General features: G+C 38.3%; 18 protein-coding genes. 12 read left to right on the top strand and 6 right to left on the bottom strand.

The features are described from left to right. Positions 1-8: 8 nt before the first annotated feature. The 4 genes from manA (at position 9) to RWU19_RS04570 (ending at position 5,241) form a co-directional block, all read left to right on the top strand. On the top strand, positions 9-959 hold the full coding sequence (gene manA / locus RWU19_RS04585; protein ID WP_002291489.1) for a mannose-6-phosphate isomerase, class I: 951 nt from the start codon (positions 9-11) through the stop codon (positions 957-959). 92 nt (positions 960-1,051) lie between these two features. After that, positions 1,052-2,755, top strand: coding sequence for a PTS transporter subunit EIIC (locus RWU19_RS04580; RefSeq protein WP_316002821.1), 1,704 nt, complete (start codon positions 1,052-1,054; stop codon positions 2,753-2,755). Between the two features lies 1 nt (position 2,756). Further along, positions 2,757-4,790: a BglG family transcription antiterminator gene (locus RWU19_RS04575; RefSeq protein ID WP_123837655.1), complete on the top strand. Its 2,034-nt coding sequence runs from the start codon at positions 2,757-2,759 to the stop codon at positions 4,788-4,790. Between the two features lie 10 nt (positions 4,791-4,800). Further along, positions 4,801-5,241, top strand: a complete 441-nt coding sequence (locus RWU19_RS04570) for a PTS sugar transporter subunit IIA (RefSeq protein ID WP_123837654.1) — start codon at positions 4,801-4,803, stop codon at positions 5,239-5,241. A 109-nt stretch (positions 5,242-5,350) separates the two neighbouring features. Here RWU19_RS04570 and RWU19_RS04565 read toward each other — a convergent pair whose 3' ends face one another. Together RWU19_RS04565 and RWU19_RS04560 are read right to left on the bottom strand one after the other, a co-directional pair. Next, on the bottom strand, positions 5,351-6,478 hold the full coding sequence (locus RWU19_RS04565) for an ABC transporter permease (RefSeq protein WP_123837653.1): 1,128 nt from the start codon (positions 6,476-6,478) through the stop codon (positions 5,351-5,353). 2 nt (positions 6,479-6,480) lie between these two features. Next, positions 6,481-7,158 carry an ABC transporter ATP-binding protein gene (locus tag RWU19_RS04560; RefSeq protein WP_123837652.1) on the bottom strand — a complete coding sequence of 226 codons (678 nt, stop codon included), beginning with the start codon at positions 7,156-7,158 and terminating at the stop codon, positions 6,481-6,483. 262 nt (positions 7,159-7,420) lie between these two features. Here RWU19_RS04560 and RWU19_RS04555 point away from each other — a divergent pair, with 262 nt between their 5' ends. From RWU19_RS04555 to RWU19_RS04545, 3 genes are read left to right on the top strand one after another with little or no spacing between them, the layout of a single operon-like run. Next, positions 7,421-9,187 carry a PTS mannitol-specific transporter subunit IIBC gene (locus RWU19_RS04555; RefSeq protein ID WP_316002820.1) on the top strand — a complete coding sequence of 589 codons (1,767 nt, stop codon included), beginning with the start codon at positions 7,421-7,423 and terminating at the stop codon, positions 9,185-9,187. Between the two features lie 14 nt (positions 9,188-9,201). Beyond that, on the top strand, positions 9,202-9,639 hold the full coding sequence (locus tag RWU19_RS04550; protein ID WP_002291499.1) for a PTS sugar transporter subunit IIA: 438 nt from the start codon (positions 9,202-9,204) through the stop codon (positions 9,637-9,639). A 12-nt stretch (positions 9,640-9,651) separates the two neighbouring features. Then, positions 9,652-10,803, top strand: coding sequence for a mannitol-1-phosphate 5-dehydrogenase (locus RWU19_RS04545; protein WP_104867504.1), 1,152 nt, complete (start codon positions 9,652-9,654; stop codon positions 10,801-10,803). Between the two features lie 61 nt (positions 10,804-10,864). On the opposite strand, the gene RWU19_RS04540 is transcribed toward RWU19_RS04545, so the two are convergent. The 3 genes from RWU19_RS04540 to RWU19_RS04530 form a co-directional block, all read right to left on the bottom strand. Further along, on the bottom strand, positions 10,865-11,563 hold the full coding sequence (locus RWU19_RS04540; RefSeq protein ID WP_123837650.1) for a type 1 glutamine amidotransferase: 699 nt from the start codon (positions 11,561-11,563) through the stop codon (positions 10,865-10,867). Next, positions 11,556-12,908, bottom strand: coding sequence for a Mur ligase family protein (locus RWU19_RS04535; protein ID WP_123837649.1), 1,353 nt, complete (start codon positions 12,906-12,908; stop codon positions 11,556-11,558). The genes RWU19_RS04540 and RWU19_RS04535 overlap by 8 nt, the downstream gene beginning before the upstream one ends. 220 nt (positions 12,909-13,128) lie before the next feature. Continuing rightward, positions 13,129-14,529, bottom strand: a complete 1,401-nt coding sequence (locus tag RWU19_RS04530) for a TrkH family potassium uptake protein (RefSeq protein ID WP_070703963.1) — start codon at positions 14,527-14,529, stop codon at positions 13,129-13,131. 160 nt (positions 14,530-14,689) lie between these two features. Between RWU19_RS04530 and RWU19_RS04525 the strand changes: the two genes are divergently transcribed. From RWU19_RS04525 to lepB, 4 genes are all read left to right on the top strand, one after another. Next, positions 14,690-15,427, top strand: coding sequence for an epoxyqueuosine reductase QueH (locus RWU19_RS04525; protein WP_070770169.1), 738 nt, complete (start codon positions 14,690-14,692; stop codon positions 15,425-15,427). Between the two features lie 124 nt (positions 15,428-15,551). After that, positions 15,552-16,031 carry a hypothetical protein gene (locus tag RWU19_RS04520; RefSeq protein WP_002294107.1) on the top strand — a complete coding sequence of 160 codons (480 nt, stop codon included), beginning with the start codon at positions 15,552-15,554 and terminating at the stop codon, positions 16,029-16,031. After that, positions 16,028-16,795: a DUF6681 family protein gene (locus RWU19_RS04515; RefSeq protein WP_002291511.1), complete on the top strand. Its 768-nt coding sequence runs from the start codon at positions 16,028-16,030 to the stop codon at positions 16,793-16,795. Before RWU19_RS04520 ends, RWU19_RS04515 begins: the two co-directional genes overlap by 4 nt. A 173-nt stretch (positions 16,796-16,968) precedes the next feature. Then, the gene (lepB, locus tag RWU19_RS04510) at positions 16,969-17,538 is read left to right on the top strand and encodes a signal peptidase I (protein ID WP_002316795.1); all 570 of its coding nucleotides are present in this window, start codon (positions 16,969-16,971) and stop codon (positions 17,536-17,538) included. A 121-nt stretch (positions 17,539-17,659) separates the two neighbouring features. On the opposite strand, the gene RWU19_RS04505 is transcribed toward lepB, so the two are convergent. Further along, positions 17,660-18,262, bottom strand: coding sequence for a class I SAM-dependent methyltransferase (locus RWU19_RS04505; RefSeq protein ID WP_123837647.1), 603 nt, complete (start codon positions 18,260-18,262; stop codon positions 17,660-17,662). A gap of 320 nt (positions 18,263-18,582) precedes the next feature. Between RWU19_RS04505 and RWU19_RS04500 the strand changes: the two genes are divergently transcribed. Then, positions 18,583-19,167 (top strand): thymidine kinase, encoded by a 585-nt coding sequence (locus RWU19_RS04500; protein ID WP_002291517.1) that lies wholly within the window; start codon positions 18,583-18,585, stop codon positions 19,165-19,167. Position 19,168 lies beyond the last annotated feature (1 nt).

The raw sequence follows: 19,168 nt of genomic DNA, 5'->3' as shown, positions 1-19,168 counted from the left end.
TTTGAATTATGCAGGAACCTATGTTTTTAAAACCAGTTTTTCAAGAAAAAATTTGGGGAGGAAGCCGTTTACGTTCAGTCTTCGGTTTTGATATCCCTAACGATAAAATCGGAGAAGATTGGGCGATCAGCGCGCATCCTCATGGTGTCAGTGTAGTAGAAAATGGCGAATTCAAAGGGAAAAGATTAGATGAACTATGGTCAGAACACAAGGAATTGTTTGGCCATCCTTCAGAACCAGTGTTTCCATTGTTGATCAAGATCTTAGATGCAGAAGATGATCTATCTGTACAAGTACATCCAGATGATGCCTATGGGATGAAACATGAAGGTGAATTAGGAAAAACTGAATGCTGGTATATCATCGATGCTGAACCTGGTGCAGAAATTATCTACGGTCATCATGCAAAGACAAGAGAAGAACTAGCTGAGATGATCAAAGAGGGGCGCTGGGATGACCTTTTGAAGAAAGTACCAGTTAAAAAAGGTGATTTCTTTTATGTACCAAGCGGAACGATCCATGCTATTGGTAAAGGGATCATGATTTTAGAAACACAACAAAGCTCCGATACGACTTATCGCGTGTATGACTATGACAGAAAAGATGCGCAAGGACAAACAAGAGAGCTGCATATCCAACAATCGATTGATGTAACAACTGTCCCTGCCAAAACACCAGAATTACAAATCAAAGAAGTCCGAAAAGGGAATTCATCGATCGTCACTTATTTAGAAACTGAGTTTTTCAATGTATATGAGTGGGATATTAAAGGAATCACATCTTTCAAAAAACAAGCCCCTTATACGTTGATGACAGTGATTGAAGGAGCAGGAGACCTTGTTGTTGACGGAAAAACATATCCATTAGAAAAAGGAACAAGCTGTATCATTCCAAGTGGCGTTTCTGAGTGGACGGTCCAAGGTGAACTAGCAATCATTGCGTCTGAACCAGGCAAATAGTTCCCAGATAGCTGAAAGCGGCAGACGGTTTTCGTTTGCTGCTTTTTCTACATAAAATCCGTCTATCAATAAATAGAAGTATGGTGAAAAAGATGGAATACAAATGGAAAGCAAACGGCAGCAGTCGAGTGTTTACGAAACAACTGAGAAAAGCCGGACACCACTTGAATGAAATGATCATGCCAAACCTAAGTCTGTTTATTGCTTGGGGAATCTTGTCATTAGTAATGAAAGGTGTGTCTGGCGATTTGCACGCCACGTTGGAAGAGGTATGCCACTGGATGATTCAACTGCTTTTACCAATCTTGATCAGCTATTCAGGCGGAAAATCGGTAGGGGGACAAAAAGGGGCAGTCGCGGGCGCAATCGCTTCTTTAGGGTTGATTGCTCGTTCCGATGCCCCGCAAATTGTAGGAGCGATGATTATAGGACCGCTTGCCGGCTTCTTGTATGAACAATTTATTTCTAGATTTCATGCGAAATTCAAAACTGGGTATGAAATGCTTGTCAGCAACTTACTAGTAGGGCTGATTGGTAGTGTCATTTGTATAATTGGAATCGTTTTTATTGAGCCAGCTTTAAATAGTTTCCACCTGTTGCTTGTCTCCGTCGTGTCTTGGCTAGTCAAAATGAATCTGTTGCCGCTTGTCAGTTTGATCCTAGAACCTCTAAAAGTATTATTTTTTAATAATGCAATCAACCATGGTGTGTTGACACCTTTAGGAATCGAATTCTCACAAGCAGTCGGACACTCTTACCTGTTTTTGATGGAGGCAAATCCGGGACCTGGTTTAGGGATCTTACTTGCTATCCTTTGTTTTGCAAAAAAACAGGAAAAAGTAAACGCAAGTGGAGCGTTGATGATCCATGCGATTGGTGGGATTCACGAAATTTATTTTCCGTTTGTCTTGTTGCGTCCATATCTGTTTTTAGCTGTAATGGTTGGTGGAGCAAGCGGCACGTTGATATTCCAATGGTTAGATGCGGGATTAGCTACTCCTGTATCGCCCGGGTCACTACTCGTGATTTTTGCCAATACGCCTTATCCGCAACTAGCTGGGGTAAGTATAGGGATAGCAATCAGTACATTTGTAACCTTCATTTGTGCAACGCTGCTATTGAAATTACCGAAAAAAGAAAAAGGAGACAACACGGTCAAAGAAAGGGGAGAAATCTTGGAACTATCTACCATTCATTCTGTCGTTTTTGCGTGTGACTCAGGCATGGGATCAAGCGCTATGGGAGCCGCCTTGCTGAAGAAAAAATTAGCAGCGGAAAAAATTGATCTCGCTGTTGGATACAGCTCTGTCTATGAATTGAACAATCAAGTAAATCAGCTTGTTATCGTCCAACATGAATTAGCGGATCTTGCAAGAGAAAAAGTACCTCAAAGTCAAATTTTCGTACTGGATCACTTTTTGGAAACAGATATCTTGCTGTCACGAATAAAAGAAGCGATCCACGAACCAAATTGGAAAGAAAAAAAAGAGAGAGTAGAAGTAGTAGAACAGAAAAAGTCGCCCGTTAACGTTGTGTTTTTGTATAAAAATAATAGACGTGGTTCACAAACCATGGGCATGGCGATTTTAAGTCAATTAGCAAAAAAAGATAAAAAACAGTTTGTTATCTTAAAGGAACCAATCGAACAGCTCAAAATCCAAGAAGAAACGATTTATATCGCCCAAAGAGAACTAGCTGTAAATGAACGGCTAAAAGAAACGATCCCTCAGCTAGTCCTAGTGGAACATTGGGTAGCTACGAATGAATACGAAAAACTCGTGAAGGGAGAAAAATAAGATGTACTTATCGCCCAGAGAAAAACAATTATTAGCAGAATTTCTCAGCAGTCCCTCACCTGTGACTATCCAAAAAATGATGAATTTATTGAAAGTCAGCAAGCGGACCGTTTACCGCGAATTAGATAATCTTGAAGTCTCATTGAAATCGGTAAATGCTTCGTTGAAAAAAGTAGCAAGAGGTTCGTTTGTCATTGATGCATCGGAAGAAGTAATGGAGCAATTAAAAGAAAATACAGATGGGAAAAGCGATGATTTGCCTACTGCTAAACGACAGCACGCAATTTTAGCCGAGCTGTTACTAACGACAGAACCGTTGAGTCTTGCCCATTTTATGGAATTATACCGCATCAGTAATACTACTTTTTATGCAGATATCAAACAGTTGGAAGAAAGTATCCGCCAACTGCCTTTGGAAATCATTCGGAACCAAGGATATGAGATTGTAGGACCGGAAAAATACCGTCGGCTTCTAACAGCGAATGTATTAGAATTAGAAATCAATGAATATGAACTTTTTCATAGTATTTCTTTTGATTCATCGCTGAATTACTTTTTTCGATTCGTTGATCCGCAGCATCTGTCTCTTGCACGCCAAGTAGTCGGGGAAGAATTGATCCAAAAAAAGACCAATCTAAGTGATAGAAAACTTGAACATTTGGTTTTGATGCTGACATTTACGATGGATCGTGTAACGAAAAATCATTTACTGACAAATGAGACGTATAATGGTCTGGCAAACAAAGAATTGCTTCAGACCGCTAAACGATTATTCTCACGGATTGCTTCTGAGACAAAACAACTTTACCCAGTAAATGAGATCGTCTTTTTTGCAGGATTATTAAATGACTTCACGAACTCATTTGATCAGAATTTCTTTGAAGAAACGTTCGATACACAGCTTGCTTATTTAGTAAAACAACTGATTCAAGAAGTAAGTGAAGAGACGAATGTCCATTTTTATGAAGATGAAACCTTGTACAAAATGCTTTTGACCCATTTGTCTGGTGTGTTTTCAAGAGCCGTTTTACAAGAAGAGACACTGACTAATCCGATTTTAGAAAAAATCATGGTTCAATATGAGGAAATTGCCAATGCAATCCGCCAAGCAGTAGAGCGGATTTTTCAAGAAAAGAAATTATCAGAAGAAGAGATCGCATATATGGTCCTTCATTTTGCAAATTCATTGGAAAAAAGTCCGAAAGAAAGCAATATCAGTATTGCAGGATTCTCACCAAGCGGCTTAGCTTCTACTAGCATGTTGGAACTGCGTTTGAAACGGTATTTTCCTTTCATTCAACAGATTCATTTCTATCGGATCGCTGATTTGAAAAAAATTGATTTACAAGAAGAATATGATATTGTTATTTCTACATCTATTCTACCAGGATATGATGGAACATATATTTTAGTCTCCCCGCTACTGCTGGAAGAGGAAGTCAAGCAGCTAAAAGAAGCTTTTTCGCATATTGAGAAGAAAAAAAGGCAAAAAAATATGTATAACAGCAATAACGAGTGGATGCTAGAAGATACTTATGAGGAAACGATGCATTTCATGGAGCAAATCAATCAATTACTTGATCGTTTCTTTATTCAAGAACTAGATAACCCTGATACGGTCTCCGAAACGATTCGCAGTTTATTTCCTTATTTTCCTGAAGGACTAGTAACGGATGAAGAGGTGGTTCATCGCCGACTGCTTAAGCGATATGAACAAGCACCTATCGGAATTCCTCATACAAATATGGGGTTATTCCATACATCCAGCTCATTGGTTTCTAAACCGATCTTTTGTATTTTCAATTTGAAACAACCGTTGACAATTGACGGGATGGATAGACAGCCAGTCGATTTGTCCCGTATGTTAGTTATGCTGGCGCCTTCGCCAATCCAAGAAAAAGACGGGATTCTTTTAGGAAAGATCAGTGGAGCAATCATCATGAACGATTTGAACACCGAGATCTTCCGCTCAGGAAATAAAGAAATCGTTTATCAATTGTTAGCGAAAATCCTGATTGAAGAAATAAAGAAATGAGGGTGAAAAGATGATCCAGCTACCAGCAGAAAAAATATTGCTCGATCAATCCTATCAAAATTGGAAAGAAGCGTTGACCGAGATCGGCCAGTGGATGACCCAACAAGGGGGAATCAAAGCGGCATATATCCAATCAATGATCGAAAGACAAGAAAAATCGAGTGTCTATATCGGGAATTTCGTAGCCTTGCCACATGGGACTGACAAAGATGAAGAAGTAATAGAAGAAGGGATCTATTTAGTCCAAGTGCCTGATGGTGTGAACTTTGGAACAAAAGAGGAACCAAAAATCGCGACACTCTTATTTGTAGTGGCTTTAAAAAAAGAACATCAGTTAGCTGTGCTCCAAGATTTAGCCTTTTTCTGTTCAGACATCGACCAAGTAATGGCACTCAGTGATGCGGAAACCATTGAAGAAGTCCAAATGATTTTTGAACATGGACATATATAACCAATGTTCTCAGTAAAAAAGATGCCTTGCATCAAGTAATAACTTCAACCAAGTGAAAAATAGGAGACGGTGACAAGATTTTTGTCACCGCTCCTATTATTTTTGTGTTTTAATAACTCTTTTTTATATAGATAGCGCCCATACATATGAATAATAGAACAATACTCCATGTACCAAGTGTCAAGATACCATTCATGAAAGTAACCTGTTCTGAAGCTAGTGGAGAGAACATATCTCCTCCTACGATCACATTTTGAAAATCAACATAAGAAGTTGGCAAGTAATGACTGATTGATTCTATCCATCCAATCGAAGAAAACAAGCGATACTCTGCTAAGAAAAGACAAAGAAGTGTACCTAAAAGATTGACTAGAGAATGTTCAAATAAAGCAGATAGAAGAAAACTGATTGTACTTAAAAAGAGTACCCACAACAACAGGAACAGAAAACTCTGGAAAAGATACGCATACATCGGAAGGATTCGTATCTCCTGACCAATGATCGTTCCTACAGGATAACGGAAGTCGCCCAAACCATTTTTGATTACTACTAGTATAGAGACGAACAAAAATGGAATTACGAGACTTAGCATAGCTGCACCATAATAAACGGTAAAACGGATGCTATGTTTCTTTACCATACTATCCGGTAATAGATTGACTAGAGAGATTACCTGCTTTCTTTTTTCATAAGAGATGATCGAGGAAAGAAACAAGGCGGTTATACATAAAATCAAAAAACTAGAAATTATTCCTGAAAAAATATTTTCGTAGTAATTCGCTAAAGGGAGATGCGCTGGCAAGTCAAAAATAGAATATCTTTGGATCTGATGTTCTTTCATATAATGGAGCAACTCGACACGTTTTTGTTGTTCAATGATTGGAATTCCTTGTCTTTGACCAGAAATCAGTCGATCCAGTATATCTTTTTCATAATGATAAGTTGCTTCGACCATTTCCTGGACGTTCCCTGTGTTTTTTGCATGTAAGATTGCTTCGATCAGTTTGTTGCTTTTCTCTAAACTTTCCACAAATTCTTTCTCATTCTCATCTTCTTTCAACGTTTCAATCAAACGTTGCGTCTCTTCATAGTTATGATTCAGTTCATCGAATTCTGTATAAGCAAGTTCATAATCAAAAAAAAGTGGGAATGCAAAGAGCACGATCAACAATAGAGGAAATAAAAAGTTTACTTTGTTTTTTAGTAAGAGATTGCGTTCAAATGTAAATAAAGTCATAGTTACACCTCATACAATTTACGATAAATAGCTAAAATCTCTTCCATATTTGAGGATTCTGTGACGATTTCTCCATTTTTTAGAAAACATGCTTTAGAACAAATCGATTGGATATTCGCGATAGCGTGGGAAGAAAGAAGAATCGTCTTCCCCTCTTCCTGCCATTGTCTGATCAGCCTATTCAAGATATCAATACTTCCTGGGGCTAACCCGTTCAACGGTTCATCGAATAACATGACAGATGAATCACTGATCAAGTAAGCAGCAAGCAAGACATGTTGTTTCATTCCTAGAGACATTTTTCCAATCGGCAAAGTAAGGTACTCAGTCATCTTCAATCGTTGGAAAACAGTTTGGCATTCTACTTTGCTCTGCCAATAGTATTTGATCAAAGTCAAATAATCAACAGCCGTTAGATAGTCGGATAACTGATTCGTTGATTCTAGAAAAAAGAAAGACCGGCGATAATCTGTATAAGCAGTAGGAGAGATGTTGTGAAGGGACAATTGATCATAAGTTGTTGGCAGCAGTTGGGCAATGCCGTTCAGCAAAGTTGTTTTGCCAAATCCGTTCGGGGCAATCAAAGCAGTTACTTCTCCTGATTCTACTAAAAGATCCAATTGTCGAATCACACGTTTTTTACCACGTTTCATGTTCATGTTTTTGATCAGTAATGTCATAGATAGGCCTCCAATATAAATTTTAATATCATAATAAAACAAAAAATATCCAAATAAAATGCTGACAAAAGTTATTATTTACATATTATAAAAAAGTTAAAATAACATGTTTATTTAAAAGTAAAGTTTGCTGATCCCGAAATTTTTTACTTTGCTGATATCCTCAAACCTTTGGCACAAAGTTTCGTGCCAAAGTACGACTATTTCTCTTTTTAGTAAGCGGATACAATTAGAGTATCAAAAGGAGAGAGGAAGAGACAAAATGGAACAGACGAATCCCAAAAACAACATTTCGTTAAAAGCGAAGGTACAAAAATTAGGCAGTACCTTATCAAGCATGGTCATGCCAAACATTGGAGCACTGATTGCTTGGGGTGTGTTAACGGCTTTATTTATCCCAGATGGTTATTTGCCAAATGAAGCTTTCGCTACCATGGTAAGCCCGATGCTAACTTATCTGATTCCTTTATTGATCGGCTATACTGGCGGAAAAGTAATTGCTGGTGACCGCGGATCAGTTGTGGGAGCAATTGCAACGATGGGTGTGATTGTCGGAACAGATATTCCAATGATGCTAGGTGCGATGATCATGGGACCTCTTGGTGGATATGCCATCAAGAAATTTGATCAGCTGTTCCAAAAACGGATCAAATCCGGTTTTGAAATGTTGGTCAATAATTTTTCAGCAGGTCTTATCGGTTTTGGATTAGCGTTATTAGGTTTTTCTGCGATTGGTCCAGTTGTCGATGCATTGACTCAAGCAATGGCAAAAGGTGTAGAGATCATTTTATCTGCCCATTTGATTCCATTGACAAGTATTTTTATTGAACCAGCAAAAATCTTATTTTTGAATAATGCAATCAACCATGGGATTTTGACACCATTGGGAACTGAACAAGTAGCAGATGCAGGAAAATCTATTCTATTCTTGCTTGAAGCAAATCCTGGTCCAGGACTTGGCGTATTACTTGCTTTTACTTTGTTTGGCAAAGGAGCAGCAAAATCTTCAGCACCAGGTGCCGTGATTATCCACTTTTTAGGTGGGATCCATGAAATCTATTTTCCTTACGTCATGATGAAACCGTTATTATTCTTATCAGTTATAGGCGGAGGAATGTCAGGAAGTTTCATTTTCCAATTGATGGATGCTGGAGTAAGAGCGCCAGCTTCTCCAGGATCGATCATTGCGATTCTAGCGATGACACCGTTCAATTCTTACCTTCCTGTTATTCTGGGCGTGATTGTTGCCGCAGCTGTTTCATTCGGTATTTCTGCAGTGATTTTGAAAGCGGATGCGAAAGATACAAATGAAGACTTTGAAAAGTCTGTGCAAGAGACAAAAGCAGCTAAACAAGCATCTAAAGGTGCCCAAGGTATTCCTCAAGGAACTGCGCTATCTGGCGTACAAAAAATCATTTTTGCTTGTGATGCAGGGATGGGATCAAGTGCGATGGGCGCTTCGATCTTGAGAAAAAAAGTACAGGAAGCAGACTTGCCTCAAACGGTGACTAACCAAGCAATCAGCCAACTGACAGATGACTCGAATACATTGATCGTTACTCAGGTCGAACTACAAGAAAGAGCAAAACAAAAAGCACCGAACGCGCGTTTTGTCTCAGTAGAAAACTTTTTGAATTCACCTCGATATGATGAAATCATTCAAGAATTGAGTAGCAAACAGGAACCATCAGCTTCTGAAACTAAGAACGAGCCAACAGAAGAGTTTCTTTCAGCAAACATCAAACAAATCAAAGAGATTCTACTTGTCCACGATGATCGTTCGGGATCAGCAACAATGGGGATGACCGTGCTCAAAGATATATTAGACAAGAACCATTTAACTATCCCGTTACGAAAAGTAAACATCCAGGAGTTAAAAGGGGAACCTGATTCACTGATCGTAGCCAAAGAAAGTTTAGCAGAAAAAGCACGGATGGCTGCGCCTCAATCCATTCATTTATCGGTCAATAGCATGGTCAACCCACAAAAATTTGAATCGATTGCACAATATTTGAAACAGACAGCTTAAGGGAGGAAAACAGCATGCAAAGTTTGCCATTCGACATGATCGAGCTCAATCGATCATTTAAAACCAAAGAAGAAGCGATCCGCTATTGCGGTCAGAAGCTTGTAGAAGCAGGATGCGTTGATGAGGAATATATCGATGCCATGGTAGAAAGAGACAACATGTTATCTGTTTACATGGGGAATTTTATCGCGATTCCTCATGGAACAGATGAAGCAAAAAAATATGTGAAAAAATCCGGCATTTGTGTCGTACAGGTGCCAGACGGTGTCAATTTTGGTACGGAAGAAGAAGAAAAGATTGCGACTGTTTTGTTCGGTATAGCAGGAGTCGGCGATGAACATCTGCAGCTTGTACAGCAAATCGCACTTTATTGCAGTGATATGGACAATGTTGTCCAACTAGCAGATGCGCTCAGCAAAGAAGAAGTAACGGAAAATCTAGCAATTGCTTAAGGAGAGAGAAAAATGAGAGCAGTACATTTTGGTGCAGGAAATATCGGTCGAGGATTTATTGGAGAAGTTTTGGCAGCTAATGGATTTGAGATTACTTTCGTAGATGTGAATCACACGATCATTGATGCTTTAAATGAAAGAAAAGAATACGAAATCGAATTAGCAGATGAATCAAAAGAAAGAATCACTGTAAAAAATGTCAAAGGAATCAACAATCAAACAAATCCAGAAAAAGTAATCCAAGAAATCGCTGAAGCAGATTTAGTCACTACCGCCATTGGCCCGAATATCTTACCTTTTATTGCCGAGTTGATTGCAAAAGGTATCCAAGAAAGAGAAATGGAAGGAAACACAACACTTTTAGATGTCATTGCCTGTGAAAACATGATTGGCGGTTCAGCATTTCTAGAAAAAGAAGTGTATAAATATCTTCCAGAAACATCATTTACTGACAAATATATCGGCTTTCCAAATGCAGCAGTCGATCGAATCGTCCCATTACAACACCATGAAGATCCTTTATTCGTCCAAGTAGAACCTTTCAAGGAATGGGTCATTGACGATAGCCAAAGAAAAAATAAAGAAATCCAATTAAAAGGGGTTTTATATGTAGATGATCTAGAACCATATATCGAACGCAAACTATTTAGTGTCAATACTGGTCATGCGACTGTCGCTTATACAGGTGCCTTGTTAGGTTACCAGACCATTGATGAAGCAATGCAAGATGCGTTAGTTGTGGCACAATTAAAATCAGTTCTGCAGGAAACAGGAAGTTTGCTGATTGCCAAATGGGGGTTTGATGCAGAGCAGCATCATGCGTATATTGAAAAAATCATCCATCGTTTCCAAAACAAATATATCTCTGATGCAATCACACGTGTCGCTCGGACACCATTACGTAAGTTAGGTTATCAAGAACGGTTTACACGGCCAATGAGAGAACTGCAAGAACATAACTTGACTTGTCCACATTTGACGGCAACAATGGGTATTATTTTTAATTACTATGATCCTGAAGATGAACAAAGCCGTCAACTGCATGAAATGAAGATCCATGAAAACTTGGAACAATTGATCCAAGAAGTCACAGGAATCAACGATCCGAAAACAATTGGGAATATCAAGCAAAACGTGAACCGTTATGCCAAGCAAGTCGCTTAAAATAGGATACGAAAAAGGGGAATATGACGCAATTTTTGTCACATTCCCCTTTTTCGAATAACTAGGCTGTTTGTCCTTCAAGATAGGGCAGGTCCAACTCTTCACCGTAACGTTGTTCTAAAGCTAGGCGGATCAAGCGAGCTGCTAATTTCTCATTTCTTGCAAGGATAGGTCCATGGAAATAAGAACCGAAGACATTTCGGTAAATGACACCTTCGGATTGATCTTCCCCATTGTTCCCTTGACCTTGTACCACTTTCCCCAAAGGCCGTTCACCTTCACCTAAGAAAGTCCGACCATTGTGGTTTTCAAATCCATAATAAGTTTCATTGAATTCTTCATTATGGATGACAATGTCACCGATAAACCGGTTATTTTCCTGACTTAATGTGTAGTGATCCAGGGCACTGATACCTTGGATCTTTTCTCCGTTGGCTCCCATGTAGTAGTGACCTAGCAACTGATAACCACCGCAAATGGCTAACATGACACCATCATTTTCGATATAGTTGATCAAAGAATCTTTCTTTTTCTGGATGTCTTTTGAAATGATCAGTTGCTCAAAGTCTTGACCACCGCCAAAGAAAACCAAGTCATATTTATCAGCATCAAAAGGTTCATGTATACTAACGATCTCCGTATGGCAAGAAACCCCCATTTTTTCTGCTACATATTTCAACATCAAAAGGTTTCCGTTATCGCCATATGTGTTCATCAAATTTCCATAAAGGTGGGCGATATTGAGTTCATAATTAGCCACGATTCATTCCTCCTTTGATAAATCCTTGAGCCGCTAGTTCTTTACGTAGCTGCAATACAGCAGTGTAAGTAGCTAAGATATAGACATGTTCAGTTGGCAATTCTTTGATTTTTTCGATTACTTCTGGTAATTCTTTTGTTTCTGTCAATTTATTTTCTGGAATCCCGGCAACTTTCAGACGTAAAGTCATATCTGTATGACGGTCTCCTCCAGAAATAACGGCTGGGATATCCATATCGGCAAAGTTTTCAAAATTACCATCCCAAATCCAGCTGACATCGATTCCGTCTGCGTAATTGGCATTCAATAAAGCCACTAAAGAAAATGGATAAGGAGCTAGACCAATCATATCGATTACTTGATTGATACCTACAGGATTTTTGACAAGTACTAATGTAGATTTTTTTCCATTGATATTGATGACTTCTTGTCGGCCGAACACTTTCTCGTCATATCCTAACCCTTGTTTGATTTTATCAGGATCAACATTGAAGTACTCCGCCACTGCAGTAGCTGCTAAAGCGTTGTAGACGTTATACATACCACCAACTTCGATTCCATATTCATGACCATCGATCACAAAATCTGCTGAAACATTGTCCATCCGTACCATATCAGTCAAACGGTAATCCAGTTCAGGACGTTTGAAGTCACAATTTGGACAGTAATATTTTCCTAAGTTTGCATAAGTGATCATTTTATAATGCAGGATGTGATGACAATTTGGACACAAGACACCGTCTGTATTGTAATGCGCCATTTGTTCACGATCTTCTTCATGGTCAAAGCCATAATATTTTCTAGGATTAACTGTTTCGATCGAATTGAAGATCGGTGAATCACCGTTACTGATAATCGTTGCATTTGGTGACTTTGCAGCACCGTCTACAATCATTTTATAGGTCGTATAAATTTCTCCATACCGATCCATTTGATCACGGAAAATATTTGTAAATAAAAATAGTTCTGGTTTCATGTATTCTGTGACTTTGCTCAAACTTGCTTCATCTATTTCTAGGACAGCAAATTTTTTCTGTCCTTTTTTTGGTTTTGCCTGCAAGAAAGTCGATACAATTCCTTGTACCATATTCGCACCAGTAGGATTGGTTAGAACTTCATCGAATTGCTGGCGCAAAATATTGACTGTTAAAGCGGTAGTCAATGTTTTACCATTTGTTCCGGTAACAACGACGACTTGGTAGTCTTTTGCCAAGCTATCCAATATATGTGGATCGACTTTCAGCGCTAGTTTACCTGGTAAACTTGATCCGCCTTTAAAAAAAGTTTTTAATGCCCATTGCGACGTTTTCCCAACTGCAATCGCAAAATGACTGCGTATTCCCATTATGTAACCTCCAAAAACGATTTGCTGACGAATAAATTCAACTAATCATACCATATGTTGAAAAAAAGGTTAAATTGCTTTTCTTATTCTTAAGAAAAGGTTACGGCTGAAAGTGCATGAAATCGGACAAAACCGCATGATTTAACAAAAAAACAGCTTGAAACAAAATGATTGTTTCAAGCTGCTGTGATTTTATTACTCCTCATCGGTCTTTTCATTATTAACCAATAATGATTTTCTCACTTGGATATTCATAGCCCAGATCTCGGGTTTCTTTTGGTACGAACAGCATCAATGTATACAGCATCCCAATCCGCCCAATAAACATCAGGGCAGCAATCGTGATTTTCCCTACAACAGACAAGTCGCCGGTAATCCCTAAGGACAAACCAGTTGTTCCAAAAGCAGAAGTTACTTCGACGATGATCGAGATCAGTGTTTGTTCCTCTGTAGCAGATAAAAAAACGATACAAAAGAAACACATACCAAGAGAAAGCATAAAGACAACGACTGACTTTCGCACATCATCTTGTTCGATTCTTCGTCCAAAAATATTGATATTATCCTCACTCTTGAGGAAGGAGTATAGATACAAACCGATGATCGCTACAGTAGTTGTTCGTATCCCGCCTCCTACAGAACTAGGACTGCATCCGATAAACATCAGTAAAGAAAAAATAATCAGTGTCGTGATCTGAAAATCACCCAAATCGTGAATCTGGAGACCGGCATTACGAGTCGTGATCGAATAAAACATCGAATTGATCCATTTGACACTCATACTGGAATCTTGGAACAAATGGTCTTTTTCCAATAGATAAATTAAGATAGTTCCCGAAACAAACAAGATGACAAAAGCCAACACAGCTAATTTGGTAAACAAGGAAAAACGAAATGGAAGCTTTGCACTGGAACGTTTATATAATAGCCACTCCCGGCACTCCATCAATACAGGAAAACCAATTCCGCCGACAAAAATCAAAAACATGATCAGAATCAAGAAAAAATAGTCATGTGCAAAGGGCTTGATGGAATCCCCAGTGACGTCAAATCCAGAGTTCGTGACAGCCGATATCGCCTGATAAAAACCATAAAAAACGGCATCACGCCAACGATCAAAATAGCCTCTATAATAAAAATAAATAGAAAAGAATGTCCCAAAAAGTAATTGAAACCAGATTAAAATAGCAAAAGTGATCCGAATCAGTCGGACGATACCAGACAAACGCGGTTGATTCATATCCGTCATGATCAGCTGCCGCTGTTTCAATGTGATTCGTCGTTTAGAAAAAATGACAAAAGCAGTAGAAATCATCATGATCCCCAAACCACCAACTTGAAATAATATTTCCAGCAGTATAATGCCGTTATCATTGAACACAGAATTGATATCAAAAGTCGATAGTCCAGTCACACTCACTGTACTGATTGCCATGAACAGCATGTCCACAAAAGAAACATGGCTATCTGGTTCGCGAAAAATCGGCAGATAAAATAGAACGAGTGATAAGACCGTCATCAATATATAATAAAAAACGATGATTTGGATCGATGAGAAATGATTGGCAGCAAACTTTTGTCCTCGCCGCTGCAGCCTTTGAAAGAATAAATCAACATGCACAGTACTATCCTCCTAACAATAGTCGTTTCTACCAGTATACAAGGGGAATCAGGAATACTCAAAGAAATTATTGAACAGATAACAATACAGCTTTCGATTAAAATAGAAATGGCTTATAATAAAGCAAATCCTAGAAAAAAGAAGGAGGAGGAATAACAAATTGATCAATGCCCAACAAATCGTAGAAAAAATGAAAAATCAAAAAATAAATTATGATACAGTTCTGAAAAAAATGATCATGCAATGGGAGAAAGAAGAAGTAAAGCCTAAGATATTAATACATACATGCTGTGCTCCTTGCAGTACGCACACGTTGGAATTCATGTCTCAATATGCAGATATCACGTTATTTTTTTCAAATTCGAATATCCATCCTAAAAGTGAGTATTTGCGGAGATTACATGAACAAAAACGATTTGTAGACCAATTTAATGAGAAAACTGACCATCATGTAGCGCTGATTGTTGATGAATACCGTCCAAGTGAATTCACCAAAATGGTTTTAACAAACCATCTTGAAGACGAAAAAGAAGGTGGTGCTCGCTGTAGTGCATGCTTCAATATGCGATTAGATCTTGTTGCGCAAAAAGCGCAAGAACTAGGATACGATTACTTTGGAAGTGCCCTGACGATCTCACCAAAGAAAAATGCCGCCTTGATCAATCAAATCGGAATGGATATCCAAAAGATTTACGGGACACAATATTTGCCAAGTGATTTCAAGAAAAACAAAGGCTATGAACGCTCTTTGCAAATGTGCAAAGAGTATGATATCTATCGCCAATGTTATTGTGGTTGCGTGTTCGCTGCCAAGCAGCAAGGATGTGATCTGAAAAAAATCAATCGGGAAGCAAAAGCTTACTTAAAAACATCGACCGTAGTTTTTGATGAAAATTAAAGAAATCTTTCGGAAAAACGTAAGAAAAAAATAAAGAATTTATGGTAGAAATAAGGTAGACTGTATAATTTGTCCGTAGTAAAGTAAGGAAACAAGAATAAATTTCAATGAAGGAAGAGATAAGATGCGAAAAGTAGCACCTATTTTGAAGCCAATCGCTGTATTAACAATCTCGACGATTGTCGCGACTACTACAGGTATTGTGAATAGTTCCAGCTACCGTGCACCAAGTTCAAGTTCTAGTACTGTAGAAGAAACAACACCAACTACTTCAGTCTCGACATCTGAACCAACAACAACGGAAAGTTTGAATGAAACCACTACGACAAGTACATGGGACGATACAACAACTAGTTCGTCGTATGATGAGACATATACAACTGACAGCTCAAGCGAAACAAGTAATACGGTACCAGATGGCACTCCATCGGATTCAACCAATCCAAGTACAAGTCCGGATACAAGTGCTAGCTCCGAAACGATACCAAGCAGTACGACTGTAGATGATAACACGCAAAATGATGATGCAGCACGTACAGCACAGCAAAACCAAGATTCAGGAAATACCCAAACGTATAACCAGCAAGCAGGTGATTCTCAATGACATTTTTACTAGACCTTATCAACGGGGTGCATAAATTCCTTGGCTATTTAGACATCAGTCCTAAATATCTTAACCGTGGATATACGATTTTAAGTGTGATCCCCACGCTTTATTTATTGAGAATTGTTTATGGACTTTGGCAAAACCAAAATTATCTTCAATTTTTCTTATATGGACTTGCATTTCTAGTGCTTGTTTATTTTACTGTTTTAAATGTATTTTATTACTTTTTAGATAAAAACACGAAAGCCGATGTCACGCAGCTTTTTGTGAAGTATTTGCCTGATGAAGCGTTCAACATCCAGACAGAAGAAACGATCAATAATGGAAATTCGATCGATAAAGTGAATACACAAGAGGTCATGGTTTCGTATGACGAAGATTACCAATTGAAATTAGCCGAGAATATGCGGTATTTGATTGGAAATGGTGAGATCAAAACAAATGAACTCGGTCGCATGGATGGGTTTCTTGTCGATAGAAATACGTTGTATCCTTATTACTATGTCAAGAAAACAGGTGAGAAAGAGTATGTTCTAAATATTGGACGAAGCTACTCGGACATGGAAAAAGTAGGGACCATTCGACTGAGCTCAACAGAAGACACATTGGAACCTGTCGGATTGTTCATCGTTGGCGGTGATTTTGTCAAAGATGGGTTGCGTTATCATGAGCCTTATCGCCTGAAATTAATTGCAAAAAAAGCACAATCACAAGAAGAACAAGTTGTTTATAGTCGAAGCCAAAGAAGAAGACATTCATAAGGGGATGTGACATGACTTTTGTCGTGTCCCTTTTTTATATAACGAGAAAAATAGAACGAACACGTCACTTATTCTTTCCTTTCATTTATAAACATTGTAGAATAAAGAGAGTACAACGAAATATCGTAAAAAAATGTAATAAATAACGAGGAAATATAAGTAGGAGGTAAGCTGTGAAAGAATTTTTGAAAAATTGGGGGATCCTGATCCTTGTATTAGCGGCTATTTTATTAGCTAGAGTGTACGTGTTTACACCAGTCACTGTAAACGGACATTCGATGGACCCTACATTAAGTGATGGACAACGACTGATTTCATCTAAAATCTCGAACTATGAACGAATGGACATCATTACTACGAAGGAACCAGGGGATGAAGAACGAATGATCGTTAAACGAATCATTGGTATGCCTGGGGACACAGTCAAGATGGAAAATGACCAATTGACCATTAATGGCAAAAAGTATGATGAGCCTTATCTAGATAAGTTCAAAAAAGAATTTTCAGAAGATAAGTTACAAGGAGAGTATGCTTATAGTTCAGGGTTCCAAGCACAAGCAGAAAGCGCCTCTACCTTTACGAGCGATTTTGAATATACTGTGCCGAAAGGAAAGTATCTTGTTCTGGGGGATAACCGTTTGATTTCAAAAGACAGCCGAATGTTTGGGTTAGTCGACAAAGATATGATCCAAGGCAAAGTTGTTTTCCGCTACTGGCCTCTTTCAGAAATCAAAATCATTTGATGAAAAAATAAAAAGAAGAGGTTGTGACAGAAGTGGTCAGCTTCAAGAAATAAGAAGCTGCTTTTGGAACACCGTTTAAACGAAAAAAGAAGCTGTGACATATTTTTGTCACAGCTTCTTTTTAATCTTTTTGGCTGATGGATAAGAAAAGCGACGCATGTTTATTCATGAATAGCTTTTCTCCACGATGAAAAGTATGACTAGCAGTAGAGACAAAGCCAGTTTTTTTCAATCGATCGTTCAATTCTTCTTGAATAAAACCATTATGGACTTTCGGATGACTGATTTGTTCATTCTTGTCAAAATCTACAATAATCAGTTGACCGCCAGGAGCTAAAAGTTCGAAAAGTTTCATGAGAATAGTCTCTGTATCAGGAATGTGCAAAAGTACGAGTGATAGAAGGATCACATCTGCTTGGACAGCAGGAAATTCGACAGAGGCATCAGCGTGGATCGTGTGGACATTTTTCAGATCTGCTGCTTGGATCTTTTCTTCTGCCATTTTCAACATAGTTTCTGAAGCATCGGCAATGATCAGTTCTTTGAATCTTTCCGCAAGCGGTAAACTCACAAGCCCAGTTCCGCCTCCGTAATCCAGCAGAACTTTTTGGTGGCTGTCGCGCGGTAGATAAGTAGCTAGTTCTTCGCGAATAATCTTGGCTAATGCTTGACGGTCAGGGGAATCATAATGGTTAGCGATGGAATCAAAAATATTTTTTGTCATCAAATAGCTCCTTACATAAAACTTTGGAATTTTAACTTATTATAGCACGTGAAAAGAAAGAAAACATGCTATACTCAATTCAAAAAGAAAGTATTTAGCGGATGTACTTATTTTTATAACTCCTAAGAATTTTCAAGGACAGAAATTTTTCCAGAAAGATGAGAGAAATGGATCGCCTTATTTAGTTCTTGTCAAAAAGTTGGAACAAAAGTAAGCAAGGGATTTGAACGATAATCTGTGCTTGATGAAAATTCTCACTGTAAAAAATGTTGAAAATCAAGTATAATACCATAGGAACAAACTGGAAGGTGAAAAAGAGCATGGCACAACTATTTTTTAAGTATGGCGCAATGAATAGCGGCAAGACGATCGAGATCCTAAAAGTCGCTCATAATTATGAAGAACAAAACAAACCAGTTGTCTTGATGACAAGCGGTATTGATACAAGAGATGGTTTAGGCGTTGTTTCAAGCCGAATCGGACTGAAACGTGAAGCAATGCCGATATTTGAAGAAACAGACGTATTTGACGTGATTCAGAACATGGAAAGCAAACCCTATTGTGTGCTGATCGATGAAGCGCAGTTCTTAAAAAAGAAACATGTCATTGCTTTTACGAGAATCGTGGATGAATTGGATATTCCGGTTATGGCGTTTGGTTTGAAAAATGATTTTCGAAACGAGTTATTTGAAGGATCAAAATATTTATTGCTTTACGCAGACAAGATTGAAGAAATGAAAACGATCTGTTGGTTCTGCCACAAAAAAGCAATCATGAATTTACATTATATTGATGGGAAACCTGTTTATGAAGGCGATCAAGTGCAAATTGGCGGAAATGAAGCTTATTACCCCGTTTGTCGAAAACATTACTTTCATCCATCAATGATTACAGAAGGAGAATAAG

Source organism: Enterococcus sp. 2STP (assembly GCF_032465635.1).
Taxonomy (GTDB): domain Bacteria; phylum Bacillota; class Bacilli; order Lactobacillales; family Enterococcaceae; genus Enterococcus_B; species Enterococcus_B lactis.
The sequence above is the reverse complement of the archived record's forward strand: the minus strand, read 5'-3'. Positions and strand labels throughout refer to the sequence as shown.